The organism is Halobellus inordinatus (assembly GCF_024498335.1).
Classification (GTDB): Archaea; Halobacteriota; Halobacteria; order Halobacteriales; family Haloferacaceae; genus Haloquadratum; species Haloquadratum inordinatus.
The window spans coordinates 389,286-404,881 of the sequence record NZ_CP101825.1 but is presented as its reverse complement, the minus strand read 5'-3'; the positions used below and the strand labels follow the sequence as shown (position 1 = coordinate 404,881).

The 15,596-nt window shown below is 61.5% G+C and carries 16 protein-coding genes and 1 tRNA gene; 12 read left to right on the top strand and 5 right to left on the bottom strand.

Features of this window, described 5'->3' with window-relative positions:
* Nucleotides 1-276: 276 nt before the first annotated feature.
* The 11 genes from NO362_RS02040 (at nt 277) to NO362_RS01990 (ending at nt 10,737) form a co-directional block, all read left to right on the top strand.
* The gene (locus NO362_RS02040) at nt 277-2,466 is read left to right on the top strand and encodes an elongation factor EF-2 (RefSeq protein ID WP_121568526.1); all 2,190 of its coding nucleotides are present in this window, start codon (nt 277-279) and stop codon (nt 2,464-2,466) included.
* A gap of 156 nt (nt 2,467-2,622) precedes the next feature.
* Nucleotides 2,623-3,750 (top strand): sensor histidine kinase, encoded by a 1,128-nt coding sequence (locus NO362_RS02035; protein ID WP_256545940.1) that lies wholly within the window; start codon nt 2,623-2,625, stop codon nt 3,748-3,750.
* Between the two features lie 234 nt (nt 3,751-3,984).
* Nucleotides 3,985-4,611, top strand: coding sequence for an amino acid-binding protein (locus NO362_RS02030; RefSeq protein ID WP_256288775.1), 627 nt, complete (start codon nt 3,985-3,987; stop codon nt 4,609-4,611).
* Complete coding sequence (locus NO362_RS02025) at nt 4,608-5,573, top strand: homoserine dehydrogenase (protein WP_256288779.1); 966 nt, start codon at nt 4,608-4,610, stop codon at nt 5,571-5,573. Before NO362_RS02030 ends, NO362_RS02025 begins: the two co-directional genes overlap by 4 nt.
* A gap of 157 nt (nt 5,574-5,730) precedes the next feature.
* Complete coding sequence (tuf, locus tag NO362_RS02020) at nt 5,731-6,996, top strand: translation elongation factor EF-1 subunit alpha (protein WP_121568523.1); 1,266 nt, start codon at nt 5,731-5,733, stop codon at nt 6,994-6,996.
* Nucleotides 6,997-7,305, top strand: a complete 309-nt coding sequence (gene rpsJ, locus NO362_RS02015) for a 30S ribosomal protein S10 (protein WP_121568522.1) — start codon at nt 6,997-6,999, stop codon at nt 7,303-7,305. It abuts the gene before it with no gap.
* A 189-nt stretch (nt 7,306-7,494) separates the two neighbouring features.
* Nucleotides 7,495-7,566 (top strand) — tRNA-Ala (locus NO362_RS02010).
* A gap of 265 nt (nt 7,567-7,831) precedes the next feature.
* Nucleotides 7,832-8,065 carry a DUF7563 family protein gene (locus NO362_RS02005; protein ID WP_256545939.1) on the top strand — a complete coding sequence of 78 codons (234 nt, stop codon included), beginning with the start codon at nt 7,832-7,834 and terminating at the stop codon, nt 8,063-8,065.
* Entirely contained in the window at nt 8,062-8,625 is a 564-nt protein-coding gene (locus tag NO362_RS02000) for a DUF488 domain-containing protein (RefSeq protein ID WP_256545938.1), read from the top strand. The genes NO362_RS02005 and NO362_RS02000 overlap by 4 nt, the downstream gene beginning before the upstream one ends.
* Complete coding sequence (locus NO362_RS01995; protein WP_256545937.1) at nt 8,622-8,927, top strand: hypothetical protein; 306 nt, start codon at nt 8,622-8,624, stop codon at nt 8,925-8,927. The genes NO362_RS02000 and NO362_RS01995 overlap by 4 nt, the downstream gene beginning before the upstream one ends.
* Nucleotides 8,928-8,979: 52 nt before the next feature.
* Nucleotides 8,980-10,737 (top strand): DUF7845 domain-containing protein, encoded by a 1,758-nt coding sequence (locus NO362_RS01990; RefSeq protein ID WP_256545936.1) that lies wholly within the window; start codon nt 8,980-8,982, stop codon nt 10,735-10,737.
* 264 nt (nt 10,738-11,001) lie between these two features.
* On the opposite strand, the gene NO362_RS01985 is transcribed toward NO362_RS01990, so the two are convergent.
* Entirely contained in the window at nt 11,002-11,463 is a 462-nt protein-coding gene (locus NO362_RS01985) for a Pycsar system effector family protein (protein WP_256545935.1), read from the bottom strand.
* A gap of 64 nt (nt 11,464-11,527) precedes the next feature.
* Here NO362_RS01985 and NO362_RS01980 point away from each other — a divergent pair, with 64 nt between their 5' ends.
* Nucleotides 11,528-12,511, top strand: coding sequence for an adenylate/guanylate cyclase domain-containing protein (locus tag NO362_RS01980; RefSeq protein WP_256545934.1), 984 nt, complete (start codon nt 11,528-11,530; stop codon nt 12,509-12,511).
* A 21-nt stretch (nt 12,512-12,532) separates the two neighbouring features.
* Here the strand turns inward: NO362_RS01980 and NO362_RS14685 are convergent, their stop codons facing one another.
* The 4 genes from NO362_RS14685 to NO362_RS01965 form a co-directional block, all read right to left on the bottom strand.
* Nucleotides 12,533-12,901, bottom strand: coding sequence for a PD-(D/E)XK family putative nuclease (locus tag NO362_RS14685; protein ID WP_500683718.1), 369 nt, complete (start codon nt 12,899-12,901; stop codon nt 12,533-12,535).
* Between the two features lie 183 nt (nt 12,902-13,084).
* A complete protein-coding gene (locus NO362_RS01975) occupies nt 13,085-14,230 on the bottom strand; it encodes an ATP-binding protein (RefSeq protein ID WP_256545933.1) in 1,146 nt (381 codons plus the stop codon).
* Complete coding sequence (locus NO362_RS01970) at nt 14,227-15,024, bottom strand: DUF8125 domain-containing protein (RefSeq protein ID WP_256545932.1); 798 nt, start codon at nt 15,022-15,024, stop codon at nt 14,227-14,229. The genes NO362_RS01975 and NO362_RS01970 overlap by 4 nt, the downstream gene beginning before the upstream one ends.
* On the bottom strand, nt 15,017-15,553 hold the full coding sequence (locus NO362_RS01965) for a DUF8063 family protein (RefSeq protein WP_256545931.1): 537 nt from the start codon (nt 15,551-15,553) through the stop codon (nt 15,017-15,019). Before NO362_RS01965 ends, NO362_RS01970 begins: the two co-directional genes overlap by 8 nt.
* Nucleotides 15,554-15,596: the final 43 nt, after the last annotated feature.

Sequence of the window (15,596 nt, the reverse complement as noted above, 5' to 3'; positions counted from 1 at the left end):
CTGTCGGGTGTCTGCGGACGTAGTGGACGGCTCGGCCGCGACCCACAGGTCTGGGTTGTCGCGGCCGGCGCCGACCTCGCCTAATGATTACTCTCACTGTGTACCGCCGAGCGCCACTCCCGGTGGCGATGGTCGGCGGTAAGAGACGAGAGTAATCATTAGCCACCCTACTGTGTCAAAACGAGGCATACCCTGGGTAGCGACCGCCGTATCCGGCGATTTCGCCACCGGCAAAACACTACCCTTTTGACCCTCCTACCGGTACAGGCTCGTATAATGGGCCGACGAAAAAAGATCGTACAAGAGTGTGAGCAATTGATGGACAAACCGGAGCAGATCCGGAACATCGCCATCGCCGCTCACGTCGACCACGGGAAGACCACGCTGACGGACAACCTCCTCGCCGGGGCGGGAATGATCGCCGACGAGGGCGAGGCGACCCGTCTGATGATGGACACAGAGGAAGACGAACAGGAACGTGGGATCACCATCGACGCGGCAAACGTTTCGATGACCCACGAGTACGGTGAGGACAACCACCTGATCAACCTCATCGACACGCCCGGCCACGTCGACTTCGGTGGCGACGTGACGCGTGCGATGCGCGCCGTCGACGGTGCGCTCGTCGTCGTCGACGCCGTCGAGGGCGCGATGCCGCAGACCGAGACGGTCGTCCGGCAGGCGCTGCGAGAGGGCGTCAAGCCCGCGCTGTTCATCAACAAGGTCGACCGCCTCATCTCCGAACTGCAGGAAGGACCCCAGGAGATGCAGGAGCGGCTGATGGACGTCATCGGCGACGTCAACGAACTCATCCGCGGGATGACCGAGGATATGGACGACGTCGACGACTGGACGGTCTCCGTCGAAGACGGCACCGTCGCGTTCGGATCGGCGCTCTACAAGTGGGGCGTCTCCGCGCCGTCGATGGCCGAGACCGGCATCGGCTTCCCCGAGATCATCGAGATGGAGCGCAACGACCAGCGTCGTGAACTCCACGAGCAGACGCCGCTCTCGGACGTCGTCCTCGACATGGTCGCCGAGCACTTCCCGGACCCGCTCGACGCCCAGCCCCGTCGTATCCCGCGCGTCTGGCGTGGCGACGACGAATCCGAGATCTCCCGGCAGATGCAGGAAGTCGACGACGACGGCGAGGTCGTCTTTATGGTGACCGACATCTCGATGGACCCGCACGCTGGCGAAATCGCCACCGGGCGGCTGTTCAGCGGGACGATCAAGCAGGGCCAGGAGCTCTACGTCTCCGGGACCGCGGGCAAGAACCGCGTCCAGTCGGTCGGTATCTTCATGGGTGGCGAGCGCGAGGAGCTCGACCGCGGCGTTCCCGCCGGGAACATCGCGGCCGTGACTGGCCTCCGTGACGCTATCGCTGGTTCTACCGTCTCGTCCATCGAGATGACGCCGTTCGAGTCGATCGAGCACATCTCCGAGCCGGTCATCACGAAGAGCGTCGAGGCGAAGAACATGGACGACCTGCCGAAGCTCATCGAGACGCTCCAGCAGGTCGCGAAGGAAGACCCGACCATCCGCGTCGAGATTAACGAGGACACCGGCGAGCACCTCATCAGCGGGCAGGGCGAGCTTCACCTCGAAGTCATCACCCAGCGTATCCAGAAGAACCAGGGCATCCCGGTCCAGACCGGTGAGCCGATCGTCGTCTACCGCGAGGCTCCCCAGCAGGAGTCCCGCGAGGTCGAGGGCGTCTCCCCGAACCGCCACAACAAGTTCTACATCACCGTCGAACCCCTCTCGGACGACGTCGTCGAGACGATCAAGCTCGGCGAGGCCTCGATGGATATGCCGGAACTGGAGCGCCGCGAAGCGCTGCAGGAAGCCGGAATGGACAAAGACACCTCCCAGAACGTCGAGCACATCCACGGGACGAACATCCTCATCGACGACACGAAGGGTATCCAGCACCTCAACGAGACGATGGAACTCGTCATCGAGGGCCTCGAAGAGGCCCTCAATGACGGCCCGCTGGCTAACGAGCCTGTCGAGGGTGCGCTCCTGCGACTGCACGACGCGAAGCTCCACGAGGACACCATCCACCGCGGTCCGGCACAGGTCATCCCCGCCGTCCGCGACGCCGTCCACCGCTCGCTGATCGACGCCGACATCAAGCTGCTCGAACCCATCCAGAACGTCCGCATCGACGTTCCCTCCGAACACATGGGTTCGGCGTCCGGCGAGATCCAGGGCCGTCGTGGCCGCGTCGACGATATGTACCAGGAAGGTGACCTGATGGTCATCGAGGGCATCGCGCCCGTCGAAGAGATGATCGGCTTCTCCTCGGACATCCGCTCTGCGACCGAAGGTCGCGCGTCGTGGAACACCGAGAACGCCGGCTTCCGCGTGCTCTCGGACAATCTCCAGCGCGAGAAGATTATGGAGATCCGCGAGCGCAAGGGGATGAAGCTCGAACTCCCCAGCTCCGTCGACCAGTTCTAAGCGACGACGAGCCGATTTCGGCTCACCCTCTCGTCGGCCCGCCGGTTCGCTTTCGCGTTCGGTCGCCGACCGTTTGATCGCGTTCTGCTCCGATTCTCCCGCCCGATAGCCGGGCCAGTACTTTCAAACAGCCGTTGGTCTTCCTTCGAACGATCTATGCGAACGCGACTTCTCACCCTGATCGATCAACTCGGGTTCGGATCACCACCCGAGGCGGCCGCGCCGACCGGACCGTCGGCGGTGCGCGTCGCCGCCAGCGCTGTCGTCTCGCTCACTGGGCTCGGGTTGCTCGTGCCGAATCTGTTCCCGCTTTTGGACGGCGGCGGCCCGCTGGCGGTCGTGCTCGGCGTCGTCGGAACGCTCGTCTCGATCGGCCTGATCGCCATCGGCGGCCTCCTGTACGTCAGCGGGTTCAGCGACCGCAACGCGGCCCGCATCGCGGTCTGGAACCTCCTCGGCGTCGTCGTCCTCGGGAGCGTGATGATCGCACACGCGTACGCGCAGAACCGACTGTCCGGCGGAATCGCGCCGTCGATGTTCACCGTCGGCAATCTGCTGGCGATCGGCGCGGCGGCACACGTCATCATCGGCGTCTACGACGCCCGCCGGGTGCGTGCGGAACAACTCGCCCGCGAGCGGCGGCGGACGGCGGTGCTGAACCGCGTGCTTCGACACAACCTCCGCAACGAGGCGCAGGTGCTCACGGGGCACGCCGATATCGTCGCCACCGTCCCGGACGACGACCAGATCCGGCAGTCTGCGGCCGTCTTAAAGCGCAGCGCCGACACCGTCGGGAGCCTCGCCGACGGCGCGAAGACGATCACGCGGGAGCGCGACCGCGGTCCCGAGGAGTACGACGCGACCGATCCGACGGCCGTGTTCGAAGACGCCGTCGCACACGCCCGGGACCGATTCACCGAGACCGACTTCGCGTTCGACGCGCCCGACGACCTCGACGGGACTGTGCGCGCCAGTGACGGGCTCCGGACGGCGCTCGACGAACTGCTCGAAAACGCCGCCGAACACGGCGGCTCACCGGTCGAAGGGTCGGTTCGCATCCTTCCCGACGTGGTCGAGCTTTCGGTCACCGATCACGGATCGGGCATCCCCGAACACGAGCGAAAAGTCGTCGCGGGGGACGTGGACATCACCCAGTTGACGCACGGCAGCGGGCTCGGACTCTGGGTCGCGAAGACGGTCGCAGACACCCACGGCGGGTCGCTGTCGTTCACCGAGACCGACGACGCGACGACGGTGACGCTGTCGCTGCCGCGAGCGGCCTGATATTCTCTTCGGGGCTCCCGTCTGCTCCCCCGCCTCGCGTATCGTGCGCCGGGTTGGGACGCCGGCAATGCGTGCCATCGACGAAGGCTTATATCGGTCCGGGGGTTGACCTTGGAGTATGCGTACGGGAACGACCTCACGATCCCGAGCCGTCGATGCGAGACCGGACCGTTGTGCCGTCTCTCACCGCACATCGGCTCGTGAGGAACTGAACCTCTCGGGAGTGATCTGTCTATGACGTCTGCGCTGAACTCCGAGTCCGAAACCGACGCCGAATCCGACGACCGGACCCGGTCGCAGTCGTGTGGTTCGCGCGGCGATTCGGACGTCGACACCGGCGCCGACGGACAGCCACAGCCGCACACGATCCGGCTCGAACTCCCCGACCAGCCGGGACAGCTTCTCGCCGCGCTGGAGCCCATCTCCGACAACGGCGGGAACCTCCTGTCGATCTTCCACGAGCGCGGGAACGTCACGCCGCGCGGCCGCATCCCGGTCGAAGTCGACGTCGAGGCCACGCCGGACCGCTTCGACGCCATCGTCTCGGCGCTCCGCGACGGGGGCGTCAACGTGGTGCAGGCGGGCGCCGAACACTACGCCGAGGAGGTCGTCGTGCTGCTCGTCGGCCACTTGGTCGATACGGACCTCTCGGATACGCTCCGCCGGATCGAACAGTGCCCCGCGGCCTCGATCGCGGACTTCTCGCTGAACGCACCCGAGGGCCGGACCGATACGTCGAGCGCGCGCCTCCGGATAGCGACGCGCGCCGGCGCGACCGCCGAGGCATTGGAGATGGTCTCCGACATCGCCGAGGAGAAAGAACTGCACGTCGTCGAACCCCTCACGGGAGGTGCGGCATGAGCGACGGAAAGCGACTCGCCGTCGTTGGCGCGGGCGCGGTCGGCGGTTCCGTCGTCGACCTCGCCGCGGAGTACGGCCACACCGTCGTCGCCTTCGCAGACTCCTCGTCGGCGGCCGTCGCCGGCGACGATTCCGGGATCGACGCGGCTGCGGCCCTCGACCGCAAGGCCGACGAGGGAACCGTCGGCGACGCCGACCCCGACGACGCGTTGCACGCCGACTACGACGTCCTCGTCGAGGCGACGCCGACGACGCTCGGCGACGCCGAACCGGGCTTCTCGCACCTGCAGACCGCACTGGAGCGCGACCGTCACGTCGTGCTCGCGAACAAAGGTCCGGTCGCCGAACGCTACGGCGACGTCCGCGACCTGGAGCGAAACAGCGCGGGACAGGTCCGATTCGAGGCGACCGTCGGCGGCGCGATTCCGATCGTCTCGACGGTCGAGGACCTCTCGCCATCGCACGTCACCGCCGCGCGCGGCATCCTCAACGGGACGGCGAACTTCATCCTCTCGCGGATGGCCGCCGAGGGCATCGACTACGAGCACGTCCTCGCGGAGGCCCAGGACCTCGGCGTCGCCGAGGCGGACCCGACGTTCGACGTCGAGGGGACCGACGCCGCGCTGAAGTGCGTCATCCTCGCGAACGTCCTCTCGGAGGGCGAACGGGAGTTCACGCTCTCGGACGCCGACGTCGAGGGTATCACGAACGTACCGGGCAGCGCGCTCGAACTCGCCGCCGAGGACGGACGGACGATCCGCCTCGTCGGTGAGGCGACGCGCGATGGCATCCGCGTGGGCCCGCGCCTGGTCCCGCAGAACGCCGCGCTCGCGGTGACGGGCACGCGGAACATCGTGCAACTGGAGACGACGCACGCCGGGCAACTGAACCTCAGCGGCCGCGGTGCGGGCGGTCCCGAGACCGCTTCGGCGGTGCTCGGCGACGTCGGACGACTCGAATAACGGGGGGTCGGACCACCTCGGGGTCGCTCGAAATGCCGTGGTAGATGCTCCCACAAACCGCGATACTCCGGCGTTTCGGCCGTCTACGTATCGAAATGGTTTTAGGGCTTTCTGGCCAAAGTCGTCGGTACAGAGCGCCTTAGCGCGTGACCCACCTATGAGTGACAAACCGCACCAGAACCTGGCCATCATTGGCCACGTCGACCACGGTAAGAGTACGCTGGTCGGGCGACTCCTGTTCGAGACAGGATCCGTCCCCGAGCACGTAATCGAGCAGCACCGAGAGGAAGCCGAAGAGAAGGGTAAAGGCGGATTCGAGTTCGCCTACGTGATGGACAACCTCGCCGAAGAGCGCGAGCGTGGTGTCACCATCGACATCGCCCACCAGGAATTCGACACCGACGAGTACTACTTCACCATCGTCGACTGTCCGGGCCACCGCGACTTCGTGAAGAACATGATCACGGGCGCGTCCCAGGCAGACAACGCGGTCCTCGTCGTCGCCGCAGACGACGGCGTCGCGCCGCAGACCCGTGAGCACGTCTTCCTCGCCCGCACCCTGGGCATCAACGAGCTCATCATCGGCGTCAACAAGATGGACCTCGTCGACTACAGCGAGGACTCCTACAAGGAGGTCCAAGAGGAGGTCAACCAGCTCCTCAAGCAGGTCCAGTTCAACTCCGACGACGCGCTGTACATCCCGATCTCCGCGTTCGAGGGCGACAACGTCGCCGAGGCGTCGGAGAACACGTCGTGGTACGACGGCCCCACCCTGCTGGAAGCGCTGAACAACCTGCCGGAGCCGCAGCCGCCGACAGACGCGCCGCTGCGCCTGCCGATCCAGGACGTCTACACGATTTCGGGCATCGGTACGGTCCCGGTCGGACGTGTCGAGACGGGTACCATCAGCCCCGGCGACAACGTCTCCTTCCAGCCGTCGGACGTCGGCGGCGAAGTCAAGACCGTCGAGATGCACCACGAAGAAGTGCCGCAGGCCGGCCCCGGTGACAACGTCGGGTTCAACGTCCGCGGCATCGGCAAGGACGACATCCGTCGCGGTGACGTCTGTGGTCCCGCAGACGACCCGCCGTCGGTCGCCGAGACCTTCAAGGCCCAGATCGTCGTGATGCAGCACCCCTCGGTCATCACCGCGGGTTACACGCCGGTCTTCCACGCCCACACGGCACAGGTCGCGTGTACGATCGAATCGATCGATCAGAAGCTCGACCCCGCCTCGGGCGAGGTCGCAGAAGAGAACCCCGACTTCATCCAGTCCGGCGACGCTGCTGTCGTGACCGTGCGACCGCAGAAGCCGCTCAGCATCGAGCCGTCGGGCGAGATCCCGGAACTCGGGTCCTTCGCAGTCCGTGACATGGGTCAGACCATCGCGGCTGGCAAGGTCCTCGAGGTCAACGAGCGATAGATGCAGCAGGCACGCGTCCGCCTCGCCGGGACCAGCCCGGACGACCTCGACGACATCTGCGACGACGTTCGCGAGATCGCGAGCAAGACGGGGGTCAACCTCAGCGGACCGATCCCGCTGCCGACGAAGACGCTCGAAGTGCCCGCACGGAAGTCCCCGGACGGTGAGGGGACCGCTACCTGGGAGCACTGGGAGATGCGCGTCCACAAGCGTCTCATCGACATCGACGCCGACGAACGCGCGCTCCGGCAGCTGATGCGGATTCAGGTGCCCAACGACGTCAGCATCGAGATCGTCCTCGAAGACTGAGGACGGTCGGACTGCGTCCGACTGCACGACGCCCCCCTTCCGGCCCGCGCGGTCTCACGACTGCACCGGGTGACGGCGCTAAGGCGTCGGCGTCACCGCCGTGACGTCTCTTTCGGTGGTGTGATAGCGCGTCTCGCGCGGCGAGCGAAACAGAAGGTACAAATGATCCGCTGTCTTCGAACGTAATGCGGGCTCGTAGATCAGGGGTAGATCGCTTCCTTCGCAAGGAAGAGGCCCGGGGTTCAAATCCCCGCGAGTCCACTCACTTCTGGCCTTCTCACGAAGGCTTCGATTCCTCGCTGGAGAGCACCTCGCTCGGCATTCTTCACTGAGCGACTGGTGTAACAAAACCACGAAGGACACGAAGTTCGCCAGGATCTGGCGCGATCCCCGCGCCGTCCCCGAAGGAGGTGGTCGTTTTGAGCCTTGAAGCTCGCGGCCAGCTCATCTGTGAGTTCTGCGGTTGCCTGATCGAGGAAGAGGAACAGCGCTGTCCCGCTCTCGATGACGGGAGGTGTCGCCCTTGATGAACCTCTCCCGGGAGTCCGACGACAACCGGTGCCGCCATTGCGGCGCCCACGTCACCCACGACTTCCGCCGTGTCTACGGCGACCAAGACGGGAACGTTCACCGATGCCGAGAGTGTGATACCGCAGTTCGGATTCAGCAAGGGTCCGCCGCCGGGCGCGACGTCCGAACGCCCGACCCGCAAGAGTCCCCCGGACGTCACGGGAATATCGCCGGGAGGTGGTCCGAGTGAGCGTCGAGACCACGTACTTCTCGGCGCTCACTCACGAGAAGGTCAAGGTCACACAGAACGCTCGAATCTTCGGGATCGTCCGGCGTCCCGCCGAGTGGATCGACGACGTCGTTGATCGGAACGTCTCGGCGCTCGCGCCGCCCGAAGAACTTCTCGAAGCGTACAAGACGGTCGAAGCGGCTGCCCGCGACGCCGGCGAGGCCAACCCGGAAGCGATCGCGTGGCGTTCCGTCGACTTCGAGGCTCAGTTTCACGAGTACCTCTCGAAGCCCGGTCCGCGTCGGGTCCTTCGCCAACTCGTCGACGACGCTCGCGAAGGCCCAGTATGGCTTGTCTGCTACGAAGCCGACGACGAATACTGCCACCGCCGTCTCGTCGCCGAGCGGATCCGTCGCCTCGCCCGCGGTGATCTACCCGACCGGCCGCACCTCGACGACGCTTGTCCCGACGACGAACACGAGTTCGTTCCTGACGGCCGGGCTCCGCATACCCGTTCGTGTCTCTGGTGCGGGCTCTCCTCTCAGACAATCACCGACTCCCTCGGTGGTGAGCGGCCGTGACGTCTGCCGCCCGCTTCGAGACCCGCAGCGACGGCTACGAACGCTGGCGCGCGTGGGACCCCGCCGATCGGAAAGAGCGGTACGTCTACGTTCACCAACTGCTCTGTATTTCAGACGGCGCGGACCCGTATCTCGTCTTTTCCGACGGGGAGTACCACGTCCATCACGGGAACCGGATTCGGTGGGATAACCGTCCGTCGAACGTCTCGCTGCTGGACTCCGAAAAGCACGAGGAACATCATCGGACGCATCGATCCGCCGGCCGTCAGCGCACCGCTCGCGCGGATGGAGGGAATCGATGAACCGGCCGGCATTCGCGATTGTCGGCGATTACGGCGTCGGGGTGGTGCTGCTATGACCGCGGGGAAGTTCGTCGACCCGCAGTCCCACGAGGCAGATATTCACTTTATTTTCGACGAGGACGGGTTAGACCCGTACTACGCACTCAACTCGGTAATCCGGGTGCAATATGACGACTGGCAGACGGAAGGGAAGCCGAAAGAGACGATGAACTTCCTCGGACAGAGCTGGGCGCTCGCCGCCGACTACGATCAACAACCCGTCGATCCGTGGAACCACGAGAGTTACCGGATGGAATCCGTCCCCCTGTTCAGACTGTATTTCGTCGCGAAGGACGGTCTATACGATGGTGAACCCGCGGATCAATCGAGCCGGATCCGCGGAGGAACGATGACGATACGCCCTCGGTGGCCCGAGATGACGATGGACGGCAAGAAGATTCAGGGCGTTCCCGACCTCGGAAAGCCGTACATCGACGTGCAGGTGCAAGCGTCGAATATCGAGCACTCCCGATACCTTGACCTCGTGAAAACGGCGATGGCGGCGTTTGGCGTCTCGTATCGGTATTTCGAGGATCCGCACGAGATGAGTAACGTCGTCGACGTCGCGCGCTACGTCCGCGTACGTCGCTCGCGATCAAGCCCGCTGTACGCTGCAGATGGCCCGATCGCCCGCACCCACGCAGTTCTCGAAGCCGGCCAGCAAGGATACCGAAAGCACGTCGAGGATCACACGAAGATTCCCGGCTACTACGTGACCACGACCGTCGACGACGAAAGAGCCCGGGATATCATTCCCGGACAGACGCTCGGGAAGGAAATCAAGCACTACTACCCGCAAGATCCGTCGTTCTACGAACCCGGAGACGCTCTGTACCACCCGAAACTCGAAGTCGCCTACCAGACGAAGCAGACCGACGAGACGCTTCGATGGAGTGACCTTGACCAAGCGGTACGGGAGCTGGATGCGACGCTCTACAACTATCTCGACTGGGCGGACCTTCCCATCCGAGCGGACGGCAAGACGTTCAAGTCCGACGAGTATTTCGACGCCGGTTCGGAGTCGTACCGGTCGGTGAAGCTCGTCGACTGTCCGCTTCCCGACGTCGAGGACGAACAGGAGCACGTCGTAATGAAGCTCTGGGGGAACACTCTCGAATCCGACCGCGACTTGATTGATTCACTCGTCTCCGATGGCGGGACACCGACGCGCGAGGAACTCGCCGATCGAACCGGCTACTCGTACCGAACCGTGCGCCGGTTCGTGAATCGGTGTGAAGACGTCGTTCGCGACGCCTACGACGGGCTCAGTATCGACTCCAAGCACAAGGAGCAAATGCTGATCGAACGCGTTCGGGCCGCGGAATCGCAGTTCCGCGAGAGCGTCGAGCACGCGGTGATGAACGCCGCCGACGTCGTCGAAGACCGGACGCGATCGAAGTGGTCGCAGGTCAAGCAGCGATACAACGTCAGCATCTCGGAGGGGAAATTCAAGCAGACGCTCGAAGTCGGGTATCGGCCGGAGGATCGCGAGGATTTGGCGGACGTGATTCGATCGATCAAGTTGGCCGCCCGGGAACGCTACCGATCGATCCGCCGCTTCGCCCTGGAGGTGACGACGATCGACGGGGAACACCGTCGCATTCCGAACCTCGAATCGTGGAGACCTGGAGCAGCGAAGACGACGCACGAACCGAGTAAGCCGGACTGGTACGAGGATGCGGACCAGCTCGCTCGTGATCGGTACGGCCGGCGGCTCGACGACCTCGCAGACGCGCGACGTCAGAAGGTGATCAACGAAGTCACCGAGTAATGCGGTCGGTCGATAGAGGCATCACTGTTCTATACCTCTGTTTTCGGCGCTCGAACGACAGATTCCCCGGTTCGGGACTGATTTTCGTGTGACCTTGACCGCGATCGCGACGACTCGACGAGATCGACGGCGAGGACGATCGGCCGGGGGGAGGCCGATCGTTCCTTAGCAGGTGTGGCTAAGGCCACAAGTCCAAAAGACTCCGCCCACCCTCGCAATATGGACCACGATCTCAACCCAGATGTGAATGATCGTGCAAGCGGACTAGACCAGGGAGAGACAAGCAATTAGAATTGTTCCACCCGAAGCAACTAGCGACACTCTCAGCCACCGATATTTCCTTCTTAGTACACTTGCCAGTGCTTCGTTACTTGCTGCCAAGCTCTCGACACCTCTCTCAATGTCTTCATCAAGTACTGATTCCGCATAATCCCCTTGTGAAGCGACCCGCCAATTCAAATTTCCAAGGTTTGCATTCTCTCGATTATGATCCACAAACCGGGGAAAGACCGTGTATATCCCACTCCCGATACTTAGCAGGCTTAATCCAATAACACCATAGAGGATACAAACTCGTTCGCTCCAGAGAGTAGAGTTTATCAGAAGACCAATGAATGCAAGGTGTCCAGAAATAACAATTGCAGCCTTCTTATCCGCTTGGAGAATGTATCGGTTGAAGTGATTCGTGGTTTGACTGAGCAATTCTATTCTATTGTCACTAGCCATTAGTCAACTGTTAGGAAGGGGGAAATAATAAAGTTCGATTGGTACCTCGTGTTTGTCACTTGAGATGGATAAGGACGAAAAGAGACCAACGTCTGATATAAAAGAAGATATTCAGTTTCGAATGGATCTTGTAGTTGAGGATTCCGAAGTTCTTGAAGAGGATGAGGATGGGGTCCGTGTCGGTCAGGTGATGAAACCGAATCCGGAACGCTATGACCGGGTAGACGATGGTGAACAAAAGGGTTGGATTGACACTTTTGAGAACACATTCATCCCTGAAGATGTGCTAGCTGAAATGTGGGAAGAACAAGCAGAGGGCCTTCCAATCTACTATTCTCCTGACCAAATTGATGACTGGCAGGAATACTGCACCGAAATATATAATAGTTTATATACAATATTTGATAAAAATGGACTCATAGCACCTTCATCAACGGATACGGGCTTTCTCAAACAATATGCAGAAAGTCAAGATGAAATCCATCCATTTGTAATACTGAAAGCCGATCTAGTTGGCTCAACGAAAATGGCTGCCAGATACGATAGTGATCTATATTATCGTATCCTTGCCGCATTTGAATACCTAGTAGTGGATGTAGTCCGGAAGCATAACGGGTACTATCTAAAAAAAGAGGGTGACGGAATCTATGCCTTCTTTCCTTCTCCAAATACTACGGGAAAGCACGATAACGCTGCGTTGTGTGCCCTTCGAATCAAGAATCTTGTATCTGACCTATTGAGTGGGGCATTATCTGATAACGGATATTCCGAAGTCGAGGTTACTATCGGATTAGATTCCGGTAATCCTGAAATAGTCCCCGACGGGAACGACAATTTTGAGCTGATTGGCCTAACAATGAATTTGGCCTCAAAAATTGCTGACGCGGCTGAACCGAACGAGGTTTTACTCGGCCAATTCACAGAACGGAACTTGCATACCAAGTACCGAAAAATGACACAAGAAGTTACTCAAGATCGAGAGTGGGGGTTCTCAGAAGGAGACACCTTGTATCCAATCTATCTGTTGAAAGATGTAATTCAACCTTGAATCAGGTCGTTGTATGATAATTCAGAATATGTCTGATGGTTTTATTTTTACTTGCTTCCCTTTCTGGTGCGCTCCTGCTCCATAGAATGACACCGACAGCTCCCGCGCTCGAATGGTCCGCGAGCGACGAACCCGTATTCCTCGCCCGTTAAGCACGTAGCCGACGAACACGTATCCACCATCTTCTCGGCGAAGTCGCCGGTGCTGCTCTTCCCACAGTCGAAAGCGTGCAGCTCGTCGCGACAGTAAGCAAGCTTTCACATCCCACGGTCTCCTGTCGCCGTCGCGGGCGTCGTTCCAGCTCGTGTGATCGACGTCGAGCCCATACCGCTCAAAGGCCCATTGTTCGGCAAGCGCACCGTACCGCGCTGCTTTCTGGCTTCTATTCATCGTTGACCTTTGACCCAGCTGGTCTTTTCCAGGGGTTGTCGTTCGATTTTCCCCCTTCGAGCGAACTACCCCGGTCTCGACCCCTCGCAATCCGCCGAAAGAATCCGATATCGAACCATAGTAAAGAAATGTAGGCCCGTCCGGGGGGGCTATGGCGGACGGAACGAACGGACATCGATCCCGTCATCCAGTTTGGCTCTCTCCAGGTTCCGGGACGTCGTCGAGATCGTTCCACTCTCCACGCTCCCATTCCTTCTTTCGATCCGTCGCCCAGGAACTCCCGTATCCAGCCTTCTCAGCCGCGTCGCGCTGCGATATGCCGGCATCATCGTCCCACGGTTGACAGTCGAGTAGGTACGATCGAACGCGTTCGCGACGAACGATGTCCTCCGGATCCACCTCCGCCGCGGAATCCTCGTCATCCTGTTCTTCGAGGACGTCGAACTCCGAGGCTTCGTGTTGAGAGTAGGACTCTCGGGTATCCGTGAGTCCTGTGTACTCGCCGATTTGTTCTAACTCGTCGTCGCCGCCCTCTGATTCGTAGAGAACGACCTTCCCCGGATCCGCTCTCGATGGCTTCTGGATGATCAACGTCGCCATTCGCCGCAGAATCGGTGCCAGTCGCTTTTTCGTGTGCGCGACGCCGAGTATGGAGCCCCGCTTCGCGTGCTCGCCGTGTTCGTCCTGCTGCTTCCTGACGAGTGTGAGCGCGCCACCGAACTTCTCGGCCTTCTGCTGGTTCGCTCCTCGCGCAGTCAACTCTTGGGACAACTCGTCGAGCGCGGCGAGCGTCGGTCCTTTCACCTGGGCCATCTCTCGAAACATCGCCTCGTCGTTGTTGATGAACCCGTCCGCGCCGCCCCACTGCAGATTCGAGAAGATGTAGCCGCCCGTGCGAGCGCCCCAGGCACGCGAGCAGTCCATCATCAACGCGGTCTTTCCCGATCCAGGCGGTCCAACGATGAACGCAATCGTTCCCTCCTGGGCGAGACGTCGCGCAATCTCCGCGAGCGCGTCGCCCGCGTCGCCGTGTGAGGATGTGAGCCCGACCGCGCCTTTCAGCTGCGAGACGTTCCCTTCGCGGTATGCTCGGTCAGTCATCACTGTCGCTGCCCGGATCAACACCTCGCTACCAACGGGAGTCTCTAAGAAGTTCTTCCCCCGCTGCCGGTAGACCATACAATAGTAGTTCAGGAATTGAAGGACGTCCGGGTCATCAACTAATCCCGCGTGTTCGAGGATGTAGCGGTTATCCTTCCCTTCGAGCGCTCCACGGAGGAATTCTCGACCTTCGGCCGCCGCATAGGTAATCGACTTGCTTCCACTCATACCGTTCCTCCATCATTCAAGGGCTCGCCGACGGGTTCGAGCGCTTCGCCGCCCGAGTCATCGATCAGCAAGTCCACTGCATCGGCTTCCCAAGGCTCTTCTTGATTGTTTTCTGCATCGAGAAGGGTCGACAGATCTGCGTTCTTGATCGAACCTGGCTGTAGCTCTTCGGGAAGCTCTTCGCGCATCACTTGTTCGAGGCTCAGTGTTTCAGAGGGCATCGCTTCATTCGGGTCCAGAGCAGCATTTTGCATCTCCATCCGCTCGAAGTCGATTCGACGAACGATGTTCGGGAGCTGCGTCTTCAGCTCTCGCCCTTCGCGAGCCATCACTTCGAGCCGCCCTCGGGTATCTTCGAGCACGTTGAGAACGTCCTCGACGTCGTGTTGCCCCACGATTTCTGAACTCGGAATCGACCGCCGCCACGTTCCCACCGCGACGTTTCTCTCTGGATCGTACGCGTAGGCTTCGAGAACGTCGTACTTCGAGCCCGTGTCGTGAGGATACAGTGGCCCCCATTCAATTTGCGTCTCAGCGAGCTTGTCCGCCGAGAGCTTCCACGCCGCGAGTTCTTCTCCGTTCGCGTTCACCTGAACAATACGCTTCGAGCGCGGATCATCGAGCAAGTCGTTGATCTTCCCCGACGCGATCGCGCCGACGACTACCGCCGCGCCGAGACCCGTACCGGCGAGCAGCCACCAATCCGGGATTTCCGCACCGGACCACAGATAGAACGCCGCTGCTATCGCACCTAGCTTATACAGATCGTTTGAGTCTGATCCGTCGTCAGACAACGCGCTCCACCTCCATTCGCTTCTCTTCGAGTTTCTTCTTCATCCGGCGATAGCTCCAATAGCCTGCACCTGTCGCCGCTGCGACTATCAGTATCCCCGCGCTTCCCCATTCGATCGCGTCTCGCTGCGTCCCGATCGCGTCCGATCGGAGGACTGCTAACCCGTCGCCATTCGAGGACGCTAGCGTGATCGCGCCCGCGCCTTCGACCTTCTCCGCCCGAAACTGGATGGTCGTTTCACCTGGGGTCACGGTCAAGGTTCTTTGCCGGACCTTCGCGCTCGCCGCGCCGCCGCCCTCCGCTAGCGCTTTCGAGAGTTTCCCCGCGTCCGTGATTACCACCTGCGTCGGGATCTTCGCGTCGATCGTCACGAAGAACGTTCCGTTGCGATACTCCCATTCGGTTATCTGAGTCGTTGGAGAGAGCGATACTGTCGCTGTCTCTCCTGTCGGTTCCTCCGTCGTCGGGCTCGCCGTCGTCTCCTGTGCGGCCACGCCGCCTGCTGTCACGGTCAATATCAAGAGCCCCACAACTAACGCCGTCTTGATTCTCAAAAAATTGGGTTTCATAATT